This window comes from Paenibacillus montanisoli (genome assembly GCF_003268025.1).
GTDB classification, from domain to species: Bacteria; Bacillota; Bacilli; order Paenibacillales; family Paenibacillaceae; genus Paenibacillus_Z; species Paenibacillus_Z montanisoli.
The window spans coordinates 100,078-117,565 of sequence record NZ_QLUW01000001.1 but is presented as its reverse complement, the minus strand read 5'-3'; the positions used below and the strand labels follow the sequence as shown (position 1 = coordinate 117,565).

Annotated in this window: 12 protein-coding genes; 7 read left to right on the top strand and 5 right to left on the bottom strand. The window is 51.5% G+C overall.

What is annotated here, in order from left to right; translation table 11 throughout:
• The 3 genes from DL346_RS00545 to DL346_RS00535 all read right to left on the bottom strand — a co-directional run bounded on the left by DL346_RS00545 (nt 1) and on the right by DL346_RS00535 (nt 5,125).
• A complete protein-coding gene (locus tag DL346_RS00545) occupies nt 1-1,611 on the bottom strand; it encodes a spore germination protein (RefSeq protein ID WP_112880028.1) in 1,611 nt (536 codons plus the stop codon).
• A gap of 128 nt (nt 1,612-1,739) precedes the next feature.
• Nucleotides 1,740-3,029 carry an NAD(P)-binding domain-containing protein gene (locus DL346_RS00540; RefSeq protein ID WP_240632981.1) on the bottom strand — a complete coding sequence of 430 codons (1,290 nt, stop codon included), beginning with the start codon at nt 3,027-3,029 and terminating at the stop codon, nt 1,740-1,742.
• Entirely contained in the window at nt 2,948-5,125 is a 2,178-nt protein-coding gene (locus tag DL346_RS00535) for a malate synthase G (protein WP_112880026.1), read from the bottom strand. Before DL346_RS00535 ends, DL346_RS00540 begins: the two co-directional genes overlap by 82 nt.
• Before the next feature lie 267 nt (nt 5,126-5,392).
• Here DL346_RS00535 and DL346_RS00530 point away from each other — a divergent pair, with 267 nt between their 5' ends.
• Nucleotides 5,393-6,016, top strand: a complete 624-nt coding sequence (locus DL346_RS00530) for a TetR/AcrR family transcriptional regulator (protein ID WP_112880025.1) — start codon at nt 5,393-5,395, stop codon at nt 6,014-6,016.
• Between the two features lie 28 nt (nt 6,017-6,044).
• Entirely contained in the window at nt 6,045-8,390 is a 2,346-nt protein-coding gene (locus DL346_RS00525) for an MMPL family transporter (RefSeq protein WP_112880024.1), read from the top strand.
• A gap of 55 nt (nt 8,391-8,445) precedes the next feature.
• Here DL346_RS00525 and DL346_RS00520 read toward each other — a convergent pair whose 3' ends face one another.
• On the bottom strand, nt 8,446-9,345 hold the full coding sequence (locus tag DL346_RS00520; RefSeq protein WP_112880023.1) for a helix-turn-helix domain-containing protein: 900 nt from the start codon (nt 9,343-9,345) through the stop codon (nt 8,446-8,448).
• Nucleotides 9,346-9,505: 160 nt separating this feature from the next.
• Here DL346_RS00520 and DL346_RS00515 point away from each other — a divergent pair, with 160 nt between their 5' ends.
• From DL346_RS00515 to DL346_RS00500, 4 genes are all read left to right on the top strand, one after another.
• Nucleotides 9,506-10,657, top strand: coding sequence for a Gfo/Idh/MocA family protein (locus DL346_RS00515; RefSeq protein WP_112880022.1), 1,152 nt, complete (start codon nt 9,506-9,508; stop codon nt 10,655-10,657).
• 146 nt (nt 10,658-10,803) lie between these two features.
• A complete protein-coding gene (locus tag DL346_RS00510; protein WP_112880021.1) occupies nt 10,804-12,135 on the top strand; it encodes a spore germination protein in 1,332 nt (443 codons plus the stop codon).
• On the top strand, nt 12,132-13,241 hold the full coding sequence (locus tag DL346_RS00505) for a GerAB/ArcD/ProY family transporter (protein ID WP_112880020.1): 1,110 nt from the start codon (nt 12,132-12,134) through the stop codon (nt 13,239-13,241). The genes DL346_RS00510 and DL346_RS00505 overlap by 4 nt, the downstream gene beginning before the upstream one ends.
• Nucleotides 13,238-14,344 carry a Ger(x)C family spore germination protein gene (locus DL346_RS00500; RefSeq protein ID WP_165822317.1) on the top strand — a complete coding sequence of 369 codons (1,107 nt, stop codon included), beginning with the start codon at nt 13,238-13,240 and terminating at the stop codon, nt 14,342-14,344. The genes DL346_RS00505 and DL346_RS00500 overlap by 4 nt, the downstream gene beginning before the upstream one ends.
• A gap of 65 nt (nt 14,345-14,409) precedes the next feature.
• Here the strand turns inward: DL346_RS00500 and DL346_RS00495 are convergent, their stop codons facing one another.
• Nucleotides 14,410-15,858, bottom strand: a complete 1,449-nt coding sequence (locus DL346_RS00495) for a hypothetical protein (protein ID WP_112880018.1) — start codon at nt 15,856-15,858, stop codon at nt 14,410-14,412.
• A gap of 223 nt (nt 15,859-16,081) precedes the next feature.
• Here DL346_RS00495 and DL346_RS00490 point away from each other — a divergent pair, with 223 nt between their 5' ends.
• On the top strand, nt 16,082-17,473 hold the full coding sequence (locus tag DL346_RS00490) for an MFS transporter (protein ID WP_112880017.1): 1,392 nt from the start codon (nt 16,082-16,084) through the stop codon (nt 17,471-17,473).
• Nucleotides 17,474-17,488: the final 15 nt, after the last annotated feature.

Below are 17,488 nucleotides of genomic sequence, written 5' to 3'. Positions count from 1 at the left end.
CTAACCCTCATCTTCCCTTCCCGCTTCGGGCTTTTGATTAGGAGCCTGACGAATATGATTATTCCCTCCCGTGAGGGTTGGACGCGTATCCATCATCCATAAAGGAGCTTTAAACAAAACGTCCCTCAATTGTCGGCCTTCTGTTGTTGCTAAGGAGGAAACATACGGGACGCCGAAGGAGTGTATATGGCATAGATGAAGAACGATGCCGATGAAGCCCATCATGATACCGAGAAGTCCAAACATTCCCGCCAGTATCATCATCGGAAAGCGCAGCATCCTTACGGAGATCCCCACGGGATATCTAGGAATCATTAAAGAAGAGATGCCCCCCAGGGCAACCACGATTACCATCGGCGTTGAAATAAGACCGGCCTGCACTGCGGCTTGTCCGATAACAAGCGCACCGACAATGCTCACGGCCGAGCCGATTTGCTTCGGCAATCGCACGCCTGCTTCACGAAGCGCTTCGAAGGAAATCTCCATCATCAACGCTTCAACCAGCGCCGGAAAAGGGACAACCTCTCTTGCGCTTGCCATACTGAGGAGCAATGAACCCGGGAGCATTTCTTGATGAAAAGTAAGAATCGCAACATACAAAGACGGCAGAAAAAGAGAGATCCCGCTAAACGTGTAACGCAGCCACCGGATAAAAGAAGAGATCATAAATCCCTGATAATAATCTTCTTGACTTTGCATCAAGGCAGCAAAGGTAATAGGCGCTATTAAGACAAAGGGAGTCCCCTCCGTTAAAATTGCGAATCGACCCTCTAACAAATTTCCGCATGTTACATCGGGCCGTTCCGTGGAAAGCAATTGCGGAAAAGGGGAAAACGGGAAATCATGTATCATTTCCTCGATATACCCGCTCTCTAGAATGCCGTCAATTTCAATGCTTTGAAGGCGATTCTTTACTTTTTCCACCAAGGCCATATCCGCAATCCCCTCAATATAGGCAATGACGACGTTGGTTTGCGTGTATTCGCCGATTATCATGGATTCCATCTTCAAATGCGGGCTCTTGATGATACGACGCAATTGGGACGTATTGGTTCGAATCGTCTCCGTAAAGCCCTCCCGCGGTCCTCTGATTCCCGATTCTGCCGAAGGTTCTTCGATCGTGCGTTTTTCCCATCTCGTTAACCCGATTGCAACTCCTTGCGTCTCGTTATCAAGCAAAAGAATGGAATAACCATTTGATAGATACTCGATACATTTCAAGAAGGTGTTGAAATCTTTCAATTGAGGAACGAGCAATTTATGCTTTACGGATTGCAGATCCTCACTGCTCTCTCCGATCCTCTCCCTTAAAATAGGGGTAAGCACGAAATCCTCAATCCCTTTGGAATCGGATAAGCCCTCAATATACATTAGAAGGGCCTTTTTATTTTCTCCAATGGTGAAAGCATGGAAAATCACGTCCGAGCAATTGGCATAAATGGCGCGAAGTCTATCCGAATTTTGCTCCAAACTCTGATAAAGTTCCTGTGGTTCCGAATGATCACGATAGGACTGCTCTTTAAGATTTTCGGTTTGTTTTATTTTTCGCTTCTTAATCAGGTATTTGAATATCCGACTTTCGACATGGGATAAACTCCCTCCGAACTCCATTTGCTTCTATAATGATCTGGTTATGCCTAATTTATGTAATAAAAAAGCCGCCAAATGGCGGCTAATTGGATTATAGAAGCTTTTGTGAGAAATCGTGACTGCACGTGCACGATCTTTCTAGAGCCGATTTATCTATCGGCAAGCACGATATCCCATTCGTGAATTTCATAGTTCCGTGCGCCCTTCACTATGTAAGGATCCTGCTTGACCCAGTTTTCAGTCTCCTCATAGGATGACGTTCGGTAGATGACCAATCCGCCAGAACCATCTGCAAAACGGCCGTTGGCGTGAAGCATGCCGGCAGCACGGCGCTCGTCTAAAAACCGAAGATGCTCTGCTCGGTATTGGACGCTCTTGTCGGCGTCAAGCATCGGCAGAAAGACCGCGAAGTGCTTAAGCTTCTCCTTATTTTCACCTTCGCGATCCAGTTGATATTGGTACAAGCCCGACATATCCAGATCGCCGAATCCATTTTGCACTGCCCGTTTGAGCAATGTTTGCACGCTTGCGGCCGCATCCAGACTTATTGAGCTGCTATCCGCCAATTCCATCGCCAGATTCATATCTTTTGCCAGCAGCTTCATCGCAAAACCGGGGAGAAACGTATCTTTGGCAATAAACTGAGAATAATGGCGCTCCATAATTCGGCTCTGAGCGAAGCTGTTGTTAAGAATACTGAACAGCATTTCATTGTCTAATCCGGCGCTGCGGCTAAGCGCGTAAGCCTCGGCAACCGCTTGAGAATGAATGCCGACCATCAACTGATTGATCAGCTTGACTACGGTTCCGTTTCCGGAATCTCCGACAAAATAGATTTGCTTGCCCATTGCCTCAAGAACAGGTTTTGCTTTTTGGAAGATTGGCTCCCTTCCGCCAACCATAATGCTCAGCGTGCCCGCAGCTGCGCCAGTTGTTCCACCGCTGACAGGGGCATCAAGAAACTCCGCTCCGGCCTTCATCGCCTGTTCATATAGGTTGCGGCTCAGTCCCGGCGATACCGTGCTGCAATCAATCAGGATAAGCCCCTTTTTAGCAGAGTTTAAGAGTCCCTCTTCTCCCGTGTACACTTCCTCCACGTCAGCCGGCATAGGCAGACAAGTGACTATAATATCTAACTGGCTTGCCATTTCTGACAGCGTTAGACCCGTCTTCCCGCCTTGCGCTTTGAACTCCTCTTCTTTTCCCGCACTCCGGTTCTTCCCATACACTTCAAAGCCAGCCTTTTTTATATTGATTGCCATCGGCAGGCCCATATTTCCCAATCCTATAAATCCGATTTTCAAACACTTTGCACCTCCGTTAATGAGTACTTCGACTTTTCCAGAAAAATCTTTGACTAATGTTGAATCATAGAATACTTGTACTCTAATCTCCTTCGGTGAAGAATAGGCTCCGTATAACCGTTCGGCTGATTGCAACCCTCGAAAACGAGATCACAGGCAGTTTGAAAAGCGGCGGAATTGTCAAAATCAGCGGCCATCGGACGGTATGCGGGATCGTCGGCGTTTTGCGCATCTACAACCGCAGCCATGCGCTTCAACGTCTCCATTACCTGTTCCTTTGTACAAATACCGTGACGCAGCCAATTAGCGATGTGTTGGCTGGATATCCGGAGCGTCGCCCTATCTTCCATAAGGCCAATGTTATTGATGTCTGGCACTTTCGAACAACCGATGCCTTGTTCGACCCAACGGACAACGTAGCCAAGAATCCCCTGCGCGTTATTGTCCAATTCCTGCGCAATCTCAACAGCGCTCCATTCATGGTCGCGTGCCACTGGTATATTCAGTATATTCTCGCGCTGGTCATCGATAGTTTCCTTCAACCGGTTCTGAACTGATGCCACATCCACCTCATGATAATGCAGCGCATGCAGAGCAGCTGCCGTTGGAGACGGCACCCAAGCGGTATTGGCACCGGCTAGCGGATGGGCGATTTTCTGCTCCAGCATCTCCCTCATCTGATCCGGCATCGCCCACATTCCCTTGCCGATCTGAGCATGACCTTGCAATCCGCACATAAGCCCGACGGCTACATTCGATTTCTCATAACTTTGCAGCCAAACCGAAGATCTCATCTCGTGTTTTCGAACCATGGCGCCTGCTTCCATGGACGTATGGATTTCGTCGCCGGTCCGATCCAGAAACCCAGTGTTGATAAAGACGACACGCTCTTTAACGGCATGGATGCAAGCTTTCAGATTCAGCGACGTACGGCGCTCCTCATCCATGACTCCGATTTTAATAGTAAACCGCTCTAAGCCAAGCAACTCCTCCACACGATCGAACAACTCGCCAGCAAATGAGGCTTCTTTCGAGCCATGCATCTTCGGCTTGACGATATATACGGAGCCCTTGGCAGAATTGACATACTTTCCGTTTCCTAGAAGATCGTGCATGGCAATCAAGCCCGTGATCACCGCATCCATGATGCCCTCGTACACTTCCCTGCCGTCGCGGTCGAGTATCGCCGGATTGGTCATCAAGTGTCCGACATTGCGGATAAACAAAAGCGATCTTCCGCGCGCGCTGAATGTTTCGCCTGAAGGAGAAACATATTCCCGGTCGGGATTCAGAGAACGGGTCACCGTTCTTCCGTCTTTTGAGAAGGCAGCTTTCAAGTCCCCCTTCATCAATCCCAGCCAGTTTCGGTAGACAAGCACTTTATCCTCCCCGTCAACGGCGGTTACGGAATCTTCCGCATCCATAATGGTCGTGAGCGCCGCTTCCATCAGGATGTCTTTGATTCCCGCGTCATCAGACTGGCCGACAGGATGATTGCGGTCGAACTGGATCTCAAAATGCAGTCCATGATTCCGAAAGAGCAGCGCAGTCGGATTTTCTGGCGTCCCTTGGTATCCTTTTAGTTTGCGGGACTCTCGAAGCCCCGTCGCGACACCATTTCGGAGATGGATCGACAATTGTCCTTCCGATACGGCATATCTCATCGCATCGGCGTGGAAACCCTGTGCTAGCGGAATCGCTTGGTCCAGAAACCGCCTCCCAAACGCAATGACCCTACCGCCTCGCACGGAGTTGTATGCGGAGGACCGCTCGGCTCCGCCATTCTCATCGATCGCGTCCGTGCCATATAAAGCGTCATACAGGCTGCCCCAACGCGCATTTGCCGCATTCAGCGCATATCGCGCATTATTAACAGGTACCACCAACTGAGGTCCTGCCTGCAAGGCGATTTCATCATCTACGTTCTTCGTGCAGACGAGAAAATCGTCCACGTCGGGCTCGAGATACCCAATTTCCCTCAGATACGCTTTGTACTCTGCAAAGTCAAAGCTGCCCCGATTGCGTTGATGCCAATCATCCAACAATCGCTGAATCTCATTCCGCCGCTGCAGGATCTCACTGTTTCTAGGCGTCAAGTCATGAATTAGACGGTCAAAACCTGACCAGAAAGCTCCGCTGGCCACTCCGCTTCCCGGAAGAACCTCAGATTCCAGAAAATCAAATAAATGACGATCTACTTGAAGATTACGTACATTAATATATTGATTCAAGGTAATCTCCTCCTTCGTGGACATATAACAGAGTGTAGCGCAGTTGGAGGAAAAAAAACATGTACTATTGTCGCCGCATTATAGGTCAATCATCCGAATTTTCAAAGAAAGCCTATCGTTTACAAAATGAAGCAATTTTTTGGTCATGCATCCTTCGACCGCTTCACGATTTTCGTCACAATTCCGTAAACCTTACCCATTGTGCATATTTGCACATTGGGCAATAATAGATTCAAGACCCTTCCCGATCAAAGGAGTGAGAACGCATTGGGCTTTGACGCGAAACCATCCTTGCGCGATCAGAAAAAGGAAGCCACCGCCACTGCTCTGGCTGAAGTCGCCTTCGAGCTGGCGCTCGAACATGGGCTGGACGGCTTCGTCGTCGATGACGTCGCGCAGCGGGCCGGCTATTCCAGACGGACGTTCGCCAACTATTTCTCCTGTAAGGAGGATGCGGTGGCAGCCGGCGCGATTACCATTAAAAATACCGATGCCTATGAATCGTTTCTTGCCGGCTTGCCGAAAGATACGCCCCCGCTTGAACTGATGCACCTTCTGCTCAAAATGCAGCTTACCGCCGAGTTTATGCAGCAGTTACGTAAATTCGTCTTGCTATCGAAGCGGCATCCAACGCTTGAGCCTTACCTGCTCAGCGTCTTTCACCGGCTGCAAATGAGCGCTCAAGAAGTGATGAACGAGTTTTCTCATGGGCGGTATCCCGTGGGGTATACCCATCTCCTCGCCGGAGCGGTATATGGGGCGTTCATGCCTTTACTGGACGGCAGCCTAAATGTTTACCTGCCGGGTCAACCGGAGGAGGCTCCCGCAAGCGCACTTCCGTTCGAGCAATATGTGGAGTCGATTTTCGCCTATTTAAGAAACGGCTTCTAAACCAAGACACAAAGGAGCACACCATTCCATGTCCACATTTTTGTACAAACTCGGGAAAGCCGCCTACGACAAGCCGTGGCATTTTCTTCTTAGCTGGATCATCGTTCTTGGCATTGTCATCGGCATGATCGGCGTCAACGGCATTCATTCCAGCTCCGAAATGAAAATCGAAGGCACCGAATCGCAAAAGGTGCTCGATCAATTGGCGAAGGAGCTCCCGGCCGCTTCCGGCGGACAAGCCAGCATCGTGTTTACGGCTCCCGAAGGAGAACGGCTGGATACGCAGGAGCGGATTCCGCTGATACAGAAAGCCGTGAACGACGTGTATCAATTGGAGTATGTCATTAATCCTGCCGAACTGGCGGCGCAAGCCGGCGCATCGAATGCAGCTGGCGGCGACCAGGCCGCACAAACAGGAGAAGCGAACGCCGAAGCCGGTCAAGGAGCGGAGGCATCCCAAGCTCAAGCTCCTTACGGCCCGTTGATCGTGAATGGCGTACCGGTCATCGGCGTCATGATTTCCGCTGACGGCAGCGTAGCGCTGTTCCAGTTCCAATTTACCGTACAGCAGACGTCGCTGCCCGAATCCGTTCCGGATACCGTGATGACGGCCGTTAACGGCGCCGTGCACCAAGATCCCGGAATTACCGTCATCCCTAGCGAGTCGCTGACGACCAAGACCGCGATCGGGTCGACGGAAGCCGTCGGCATCGTTGTCGCCGCGGTCGTCTTGTTCATCACGCTCGGCTCCGTCGTCGCCGCAGGCCTTCCATTGCTGACAGCGCTTCTCGGCGTAGGCATCAGCGTAGGCGGCGCATTCGCGCTCTCGAAGTTCATTCATATCAACGACATTACCCCGGTATTGGCGATCATGGTCGGACTGGCCGTCGGCATCGACTACTCCCTCTTCATCGTCAACCGTCAACGCCGCATGATTCTGGATCAGAACCTAGGCGCGCGCGAAGCGGCAAGCCGGGCGGTCGGCACGGCCGGCAGCGCCGTCTTTTTCGCCGGATTGACGGTCATTATCGCCTTGTGCGGCATGCTCGTCATCGGCATCGGGTTCTTGTCCACGATGGCGATCGTCGCCGCGGTAAGCGTCTTTGTCAACGTTTTGCTGGCGCTGACCCTGCTGCCCTCGATGCTCGGATTCGTAGGCGAGCGCATCTGCACGGCCAAAGCCCGCAATAAGAGCAGAGCCCTGGCGAACAAAACCCGCCATGGGCTCGCGCATCGCTGGGTGAACGGTACGGTCAAATTCCGGTGGCTCATAATCGTCGGCGTCGTTGCCGTTCTGGGCGTGGCCGCTATTCCGGTAACGAAGATGGAATTGGCCATCCCTTCCGGCGCCTCGGCTAACCTGGATACGACGCAAAGACAAAGCTATGACGCGATTGCCAAAGGCTTCGGCGAAGGCTTCAACGGCCCGCTGCTTCTAGTCGCCGAGCCTCAGGGCGCTTCCGGCAAAATGACGCCGGAAATCATGTACCAGCTAGCGCAAGAACTGCAAAAGCACGAGAATGTCTCGCTCGTCACGCCGATGGGCATCAACCAGACCGGCGACATGGCCATCATCAGCCTCATTCCGAAAACAGGACCGACGGATGCCGCAACGAGACAGCTGGTTGAGGACCTACGCGCGCCCAATTCCAGCTTGGCTCAAGCCGCCGGCGTCACGATCGGCGTTACCGGCTTCACCGCGATCAACATCGATATGTCGTCCAAGCTCGCGGAGGCATTCCCTCTGTATATCGGCATTATCGTGATCCTGTCGGTCATCATTCTCTTGCTTGTCTTCCGCTCGGTGATCATCCCGATCAAAGCGACGGTCGGCTTTATTCTCAGCATACTGGCAACCTTCGGCCTGGCCACGGCCGTTTATCAATGGGGCTGGCTGCATGCCTTCTTTGGCTTCGACACCGGCGGCCCGCTGCTCAGCTTCATGCCGATTCTGGTCACCGGCATTCTGTACGGCCTGGCGATGGACTATCAAGTCTTCTTGGTCAGCTCCATGCGCGAAGCTTACGTCCATGGGCATAAAGGAACGGCGAGCGTCGTTCACGGCTACGACCTGGCCAGCCGCGTCGTCTTGGCCGCAGCCGTCATCATGGTATCCGTCTTCGCCGGCTTCATCTTCGCGCCGGATGCGATGATCAAACAGATCGGCTTCGCGCTCGCGGCCGGCATTCTAATCGATGCCTTCATCGTTCGTATGACGCTCGTTCCGGCGGTCATGGCGGTCTTCAAGGATCGAGCTTGGTGGCTGCCGAAATGGCTGGATCGCATGCTGCCGAATCTCGATGTCGAAGGCGACAAGCTGATCTCCAAGCTGAATGCGCAAGACAACGTAAGCATGAAGGCTAAGGTTGGCTAAATGAAAAAGGGTACAAGCTCCGCTATGGAGCCTGTACCCTTTCTTTTTTCCTGCCCTAGGAGAGCCTTGCTTTCACCGTTTTCGCATATTCCGTCGGGGTCATGCCCGCATGCTTCTTGAACGCTTTTGAAAAATAGTGGATGCTGCTGAAGCCGAGCTTTTCCGCAATTTCGGTCATATTGTCGGTATTTTCGCGGATCATCAGCTTTGCTTTTTCCATTCTCGCGTTAGCTGCGTAGGCCATGACCGAATAACCCGTCGTTCGCTTGAACAATTCTTTCAGCTTCGTTTTCCCGACCATGAACGTTCTGCTGATGTCCTCCAAAGAAACCGCCTCGTCTAAACGATCGTCCAGGTACTTCGCGATGTGATGGGCCAGCTCGTCGTTCGTCCGTTCCTTTGCGGCGGAAGATAGCTGTACCGCTCGGGGATTCATCGTTTGCCGACGAAGCAGCCGCAGCAAGAAGGTCTCCAAATAACATTTGATCAGCTGCTCGCTGCCGACCTTGGCGTCCTCGCGGCGCTTGAGCGGATGCTGGAACGGAAACTCAAACGCGTTCATCCCTTCCTTGACGATGCCGGCCAATAAATTGCGCTCCTCATCGTCCAAAGCGAGCACCAAATCGCGAAAACGTCCAATAGCCTCAGAGCCGCATTCGAACGTCATCACGATCAAATTCGGCGCCTTCCCGCCCACCGCATAGAAGCGATGGTACTCGTTCGGCTTATGGAAAATCATCATTCCCTGCTTCAGCAGATGGCGCGTATCATCCGCCATGACCTCGATTTCGCCTCGATCGACATACAGAAACTCCCAAAAATCATGGCGCTCCCCCGTAAATTCGTAATCTTTGCCGAATTCGAAATAGAACATGGTGATGATCCGGTCGATCACGATCGTTTGCTCCAGACGCGTACGATGATAGGCGTCCAACACCGTTTGCGATTGTTCCATAGTTTCAACCTCCGGGACGATAACGCTGCTAGGAATAGCTTATCAGATCGTTCGCTTCCAAGCACCTGCTTGGATAAAAAATACGGCTTTTCTGACAAAGAAAACGAACGGAGCTCCGGCTTATACTTGTTTCCATAAACGACTCAAGGAGGGCTTCATCATGAAAATAGGCATCATCGGATACGGCGGGCGCATTCAAGGCATCGCAAAAGATACGCTAAGGCAGGATCCGGCTTGCCGAATTGCCGCCATCGTCGATCCCCGGAACGAAGCGATTCAAGCGAATAGAGAGAGATTGGGACTTCGCGACGACGTTCGCTACTACGGCAGCGCTGAAGAAATGCTGGATCGGGAACGGCTGGACGGCGTCATGATCGGCACCCGCTGTTCCAGCCACACGGAGCAAGCGCTCAAAGTACTTCCGACTGGTCTGCCGTTATTTTTGGAGAAACCGGTATCGACCAACATGGCCGACTTAATGAGACTGAAAGCTAGCTGGGAAGCCAATCCGAGTCCGACCGTCGTATCGTTCCCCTTGCGGGTCACCTCGATCGTGCAGCTGGTCAAGGAGATTATCGATTCCGGCAAAATCGGTACGGTCGAGCATGTGCAAGCCGTGAACAATGTCCCGTACGGCGGCGTTTATTTTCAGCATTGGTACCGCGACGAGAACGAGACCGGCGGCCTCTTCCTCCAGAAAGCGACGCATGATTTCGATTACATCAATTACGTGCTCGGGATGAAGCCCACTAGCGTCTGCGCCATGATTTCGAAACAGATTTTCAAAGGGGACAAACCGGCCGGCCTGAAATGCATCGACTGCGACATCAAGCGGACCTGCCCCGACAGCGTGCTGAATACGAAGGTCCCTCACTGGGAGTATTGCTGCTACGCCGAGGACACGGGCAATGAAGATTCCGGCAGCGCTTTAATCCGCTACGAGAGCGGCATGCACGTATCCTACTCGCAGAACTTCTTCGTCCGCAACGAAGCCGGCGCTCGCGGCGCGCGATTCATGGGCTACAAAGGAACCGTTGAATTTGACTTCAACACCGGAATCGTCAAGGTTTATATGCACCACACGCCTCGCGTTGAAACGTACGAACTCAAAGCCGGCGATGGCCATTTCGGCGGAGACGAAGCGTTGGCTGCCAGCTTCGTAGAGCTGATGAAGGGCTCCACGAGCTCCATTTGCTCGCTCGAAGACGGTATCAGGAGCGCATTGCTGTGCTTGAAGGCGAAAGAATCCGCTTTAACCGGCCAATTCCAGGCCGTTGAATTCGATAGCCAACCCGCTTTCGCAGCCAAATAGCTGCTCAAAAAGCACGCGGCGCATACAGAATGTCGAACAGCCCCCTCTGAATCGAGGAGGGCTGTTCATGTTTTATCGGCAGTATTTAAGCTACGCATCCTTTTCTAAAATTTGGTCATTCTAACCTAGAGAAGGAGTGGTATGCATTGGCAACCGTTACAATCGCTTCGATTCAAGAGGCTTTGTTTCATACCGACGATCTAGTCACGCGCGAGCTGAATGCAGGCAAAGGCAAAGCCATGCTTATCTATTTGGAAACGATGTGCGAAGCGACCAAAATCGAACTCAGCCTGTTTAAGCAGCTGCAGAGCGAAAACAATGAAGGTCAAGTCTCGCTGAGCATTGAGGAACTGCTCACCGCAGCCAAAGTAGATCCTTGTTACTCGGTGCAGGATGCCGTGGACGCGCTGATTCGCGGACGCGCCCTCATCTGCGAGGAAGCGGCGGCTCGCTGCTTCAGCTTCGATGTCAGCAAGCAATATAGACGCTCTCCCACAGAGCCTGAGAATGAGCGCTCCTTAGTCGGCAATCGGGACGGGTTCGTTGAGTACCTGCAGAGTAATTTGAATTTGATTCGCAAGCATCTGTCCACCGGCGAACTTAGCGTGCGTTATTTCAAGCTGGGCAAGAACGCGAAGCGGCCGGTCGCTTTGGTATGGCTCGATGGAACCGCCGACCGCCGCATCGTGGATGAAGCCGCTAAGCGTATTTCCGCTTTGTCGTCCACGCACGAATTGCATCCCGGCCTGCTTCGCAAGCTGCTGCGGGAGAACAAATATTCCATGTTTCCGCAATGCCTGGGCACGGAACGGGTCGATTACGCGTCAGCCCTGCTGGCCCGCGGAAGAATCGGCGTGCTTTGCGATCAAAGCAGTATATGCCTTATTCTTCCTGTTACCATCTATACTTTCATGCTGACGGTGGATGACCTGATCCAAGGCACGTGGGCATCCCTTCTTATGAGGTCGGTTAGAGTTGTCGGATTGCTATTGGGTCTCATACTGCCGAGTCTTTATATCGCGATTGTCGGCTTCACTTATGAAGTCCTTCCATTCAAGATGCTATTCAGCATCAAGAGCTCTCTGGAGAGCGTACCCTACCCTCCGATATTTGAAACGATGCTGATGATTTTCATATTCCAGCTCATCGCCGAAGCCACGCTTCGCCTGCCCTCGGCGCTCGCCCAGATGACGGGCATTGTCGGCGGTATCGTCATCAGCGAGTCGCTCGTTCAAATCGGATTCGTGTCCAATATCCTGATCGTCATTATTGCGCTTACAACCATTGGGAAGTTCGTCCTTCCATCCATAGAACTGCGATCAACCACGACGATTGCGCAGTTTATCCTTATCGTTGGGGCAACGATTCTGGGCTTCTACGGCATTGCGTTCGCGTTTATCGGCATCCTGATTCACATGCTCGCCCTAGAACCCTTCGGCGTGCCTTACTGCCTGCCGGTCAGGGAGATGAACCGATGAAGACCGTAAAACTGCCGATCGGTCCCATTCAGTTGTTCTCCCTGCTGTTCCAAGCGCAGTTCGGCCTTGGCGTCTTATCCCTTCCGCATGCGGTCGATGCCAATGCCGGACCTGACGGTTGGATTGCGTGCCTATTATGCGGTTTATTCAATTGCCTTCAATTGCTCATGATTTGGAAGCTTAGCGAGCAGGACAGGAGCATTACCGTATTTCAGATGCTGCGGCGGCGATTCGGCCCGTGGTTGGGAGGTTTATTCAACGCGGCAATTGCCGTCTATTCATTGACCATATGCTATGAAACCCTCGTGAACTGGGTCTTCATTTCGAATTTATGGGCGTACGAGAATACGCCCGCTTGGATGCTGGCGCTGCTGCTCGTCGGCGTATCCGCCTATCTCGTTGCTAAACCGATCCGCGTTTTCGCCCGCTTCGCCGCGTTCGCCATGGCGTTCGTCCCGTTGTTCATCGCGCTGATTTGCTATACGCTCAAGGATGCTCAACTAGATTTTATACTGCCGGTATTTTCTTCGGGACTTGCCAATATCGGCATGGGGGCTTGGAGTAGCTTGATGTCGTTTGCGGGCATCGGAATTCTTATGGTACTGTCGCCCGGTTTTCAAATGCCGTCTAAATCCGTCCTGCGCATTGCCATGATCACCAATATTGCGGTCACCGCCGTCTATATGCTCTGCGCATTCTCGACGACCGTTATCTTCAGTTCCGAAATGATCGGCTTCATCCGCGAACCGCTGCTGTTTCAGTTCAAAACGATCTCGTTTAAGCTGATCGATCGAACGGATCTCATCGTACTGACAATCTGGATCCTGTTTATGTTGACTACATTATCCACCTATCTGCTGCTGTTCGCGTCCGCGGTATCAGCATTGTCAAATTCCAAGAAAGAAAGCCGGCTTCCAGCGCTGAGCGTGATCGCGATTGTCCTAGTCGCGTGTGGAGCATGGAAGCTGAATGTCTCGCAGCTGACTCGGCTGCAAGACTTCATTGCTCTTTATGTGCCGGCGGCAGGTATCGGGATGACTTTAATGATGTTTATGATGGTTAACCTGCACAAATGGCTGTCAGGGAGGAAAGGGGTTCGAACATGAAGCCGCAAGTAAAATGCTTGCTCCTGATTCTCCTCCTTCCTTGGCTGACCGGGTGTTGGGACCAACGCGAATTGAAGGATTTACGCATTGAGCTGGCTGAAGGCTTCGACTTGCTCGATAACGGCCGCATTCGATTCACGATAACCATCCCGACCATAAAGTCGGCAAGCCAAGGCAAAACCTCAATCACCGTAAATGATATAGCCGCTGATGGAAGAACGGTTAACGAGGCTTATTTGGAAATGAAAAAGGCTGTCTCGCAGGAGTTGGACTTCGGCAAAGCACGCATCATCCTGATCAACAAACGATTTGCAAGAAATGGCTTCTATCCCGCGATCGAATCGTACTATCGGGAGGCCCACAGTCCGATCAATGCGAAAATGGCCATCGTGGATGATTCCGCAGAAACCGTGCTTAAGATAAAACCCGCGGATAGTTTGATGGTCAACGATTACCTCTATGATTTGCTTCAGAGCGGCGAAGAGAACGGACTGATTCCGAAAGCCTCTCCGTATTCGGTTTCGTCGTTGTTCTTGAATACGGGTACCGACGTTACAATTCCGATCATTCATCTAAAGGGAGTCGAGCGGGTTAAACTAGCGGGACTCGCCCTCATGCACGACAAGCGGATGACCGGCGAGCTGGACGACAAGGCATCCATGTCTTTCGTCATGCTATCCAGATTCAATCCCGAATACTTCACCGTCACAGAGCATATTGCCGACCCTATAAACGTGAATGTTTCCCTGTTTATGACCCGAGACAAGCGCGACATTACCGTTACAACCGGTAAGGGTAACGTCAAGGCGGTCATAAACGCCGACTTCACGTGTGATTTAGTGGAAATCTCAAAAATGGTTCACACCGACGAGGAGCTGCTGAAGAAGGTGGGCTCGCAATTGGAGCAGATGTTGAACGAGAAAGCAAAGGAAGTCATCAAGCATTTGCAGCAAGCCAATTGCGATGCATTAGGCATCGGGCTACACATCAAAGCGCACCATAACCGCTATTGGAAATCGATTAAATGGGACGAGGTCTATCCCGAAATGGAAATCGAACCCCGCATCAAAGTCAGCATCGATACACACGGGATAATGGAATAAGGCAAAACAAAAACACGCCATAATTGGCGTGTTTTTTAGTTTAGTAAGCCTGGTTCACAAGAATTCTAATTCCATAAGCCGCGGTAAGGCACATCGGCAATGCTGGATAATTGCAGCTCCGATTCCTCAGCATGGCCTGGCATGCAATAAATCCCCTCATTCGTCTTCATAAAAATAGGCCTGTTCTTGAAACCGAATTGCCCGGGCTGCGCACGTTCCCCGCCAACGCAGCTCATATCCCGCCTGGATCGGCCCTCGTCCTTGCGTCCGACCAGCTGATACGGATCCCAGCCAAAATAATCCGTAATGGTCCAGTGCTGTCCGCATTCCATCCATATGCAGCTGTTGCCAAGCAGAACGGATACCGATTCACCTAAACATTCATCGTGCAACTCCTGCCAGAACCTATCATGAAGCCCAGTTGGTTTCGCAGCGAAATAGAGGAGAACGTGCGAATGCCATGCTGTAGAAGGCGCAATACCGGCTTCGCTGTAACAGCCGATGGGGGACCCGAAATAGCCGCGCGGATTCTGATAATAAGCAAACGTGCGGTCGCAGTCGTCCAAGTAAGCCAGAAGCTCCGAATCCGGCTTCAGCTTGATGTACTCCTGTATCGAAAAAAGCGTCAATCCCATCCCGGCAATCAGCCTTGGCTCGACGATCTTGGTCCACTTGCGACCGGAGCGATTCCATATTCGGTGCATCCTCTGGCGACCGTTTCGGTCCTGCCAGCTGCTTCTGGCCACATGCCGGCAAAGCGCTCCGGCTTGCTTTAGGTAGTTCTCATCGCCGAAGAGCCGGTAAGCTAGAAGCAGCGGTCCGATCAGCAGACCATAGGATTCGCCGGCCTCCGTGCTTGACTTGTCTTGATCGCAGCGGTAGGACGCTAAACAGTCCGGATCCGGCAATCCGCTGAATAGGTAATGAGAGGCCATATTGTCAAGCTGCCCGCGCAGCTCCTCGAGCATGGCATCATCCCCTCCAAAGGCGCGCACATAGAGCAGCTTCGCCCAAACCCTCGCGTACTCCTGATTGCTGATCGTTTTAGTGCCAAACGGATAAATACGGTCAATCGCTTTAAAGTTCTTCTCCATCGCTTCACGGATTGCAGCCTTTTCCTCATCCTGCAGGAACCTATCTCCGTATTCAAGGGTTAAGCCAAGCGAGATATTCGCCATTGCATTGTAAATGAGACTGAATGTCTCATTTTCGCCGAATTGAAATCCGATATGCGCATATTGGCCGTCTTCCTGAAAGGCAGACGTCTGAAAGCGCACAAGCTGCAGCAGCATGCGTTCCAACTTAGCATCCTGCCTTTGAAGAAGCAGCAGAGCGATGGAAGGAAGCAACGGACTCGCCCATGTGCTGTGATCGCTTGTAAAATCGGTCCATCGATACGAATCGGCTCCCCCTGCCGAGCGATTATGAAATCCAAGTATAGCGCCGTTAGGCTGCACCCAGGACAGCAGCCAATTCGCAAGTCTTCCAGCTTGAGGTTGCCTGTTGTGATTCATCGTTGTCCTCGCCCTACCTCTCACCAGAATGTTCTGCGAAAGCCGCGCAGCTTCGCTTCATTTGAAAGCGATTACAATCCGCTCTTTCAGATTATTATAGTAGTGGTGAGAGGTTATGTATAATATTTATTCCGTTATATGATATGGCTCAAATGCCATTAATCAATGAAAGCGCTTTATGATATCCTATATCCTATAATCGATAATCATAGGAGCGTAGGTCATGAGCGATATCTCAACAACCCAAACCCGCGAGTTGACAGGCTGGCAGAAATTTTATCTCTCTTTTCCCACAATGCCCGGCAATCTAAGCAACGTGCTCATTCACAATGCGTTTTTGAAATATTATACCGATATCATCGGCCTGGATCCGAAGTTTGTAGGCCTCATTTATGCGATCTTCGGCATTTGGAACGCGATCAACGACCCGGCTATAGGCGTGTGGCTGGACAGGTATAAATTTAATGAAAAAAGAGGCAAATACGTGTATGTCATGCGATTGTGCGCTCCCGTAACGCTTTTTGCTACTTTTGCAATGATCTTTGCGCAGCCGTCCTGGAACGAATGGGTTATTTTCGCATTTCTACTTGTGCTCTTGTTCATTTACGATACCTCTATGACCACCTTCTCCATCGCACACGCCAACTTCAAGCTCATTGCCGCCAAGACGAATCAAGAACGCGTAGACGTATCCGTGTTTACGACCTATGTCGCGAACATCGGCGGCTTTCTGGGTACGGTGATCCCCACCTTGCTTTTGGTAGGCAACAACGATAAGTCGTTGACTACGCTCTTATTCTGCGCGGTGCTTGCGGTTAATGCCGGTCTGTATTTCGTTGCGCTAAAGCCTTTAAAAGAATCAAGAGAGATGTACGTAAAAGAGAACTTGCAAATCGAGGAAAGAAAAGGCGTCTTCGGAGATGCCTTTGCTAACGTGCGGGATGCCGTAAAATCAAGAGCATTCGTGACCTTCGTTCTCTTGCAAATCCTCGCGGTCGGACCGTGCGCCTTCTACTTTACGCCCTTTTTATATATGTCCGATTATGTTTTGAAACTGGAGGGCTTTCAAGCTACGCTAATGGATGTGTCCATGGGGCTAACGCTGTTTGCGACCGCGCCGTTCTTGGGCATGTTCATTAAACGGTTCGGAATGAAAGCCTCCGTGACTTGGGCTCTGATTCCTTGCGCCTTCGGTTTTCTCCTTCTGACTTTCGTCCAAAATTTCATCCAGGCTATTGTTGCGTATATCATCATGTATGTGTTCGCGCAAGCCATCAGCATCGCGCTTAACCCGATGATCGGCGCCATAATAGACGAGGATGAACAGCGCACCGGTCAAAGAAAGGCCGGCATGTTCAACGGTTTGAACGCCTTGCTGACCATCCCGGTATCCGGCATTCAGGCTTCGCTGTTCATGGGCATCATCGGCTATTTCGGATTTCAGTCGGGGACGAAAATTCAAACCGATCAAGCTCTTCTTGGCATCAAGATCGGAGCCGGCGCACTGCCATTTGCATTCGTCTTGCTGGGCATCATCCCGCTTCTCTTTTTCCCGATCAACAAGAAGAAGGAGCAGGAGCTTTCGGAGTTTTCGAAAAGCAGGCAAGTCGAGTAATAGGTAAACGAAGGG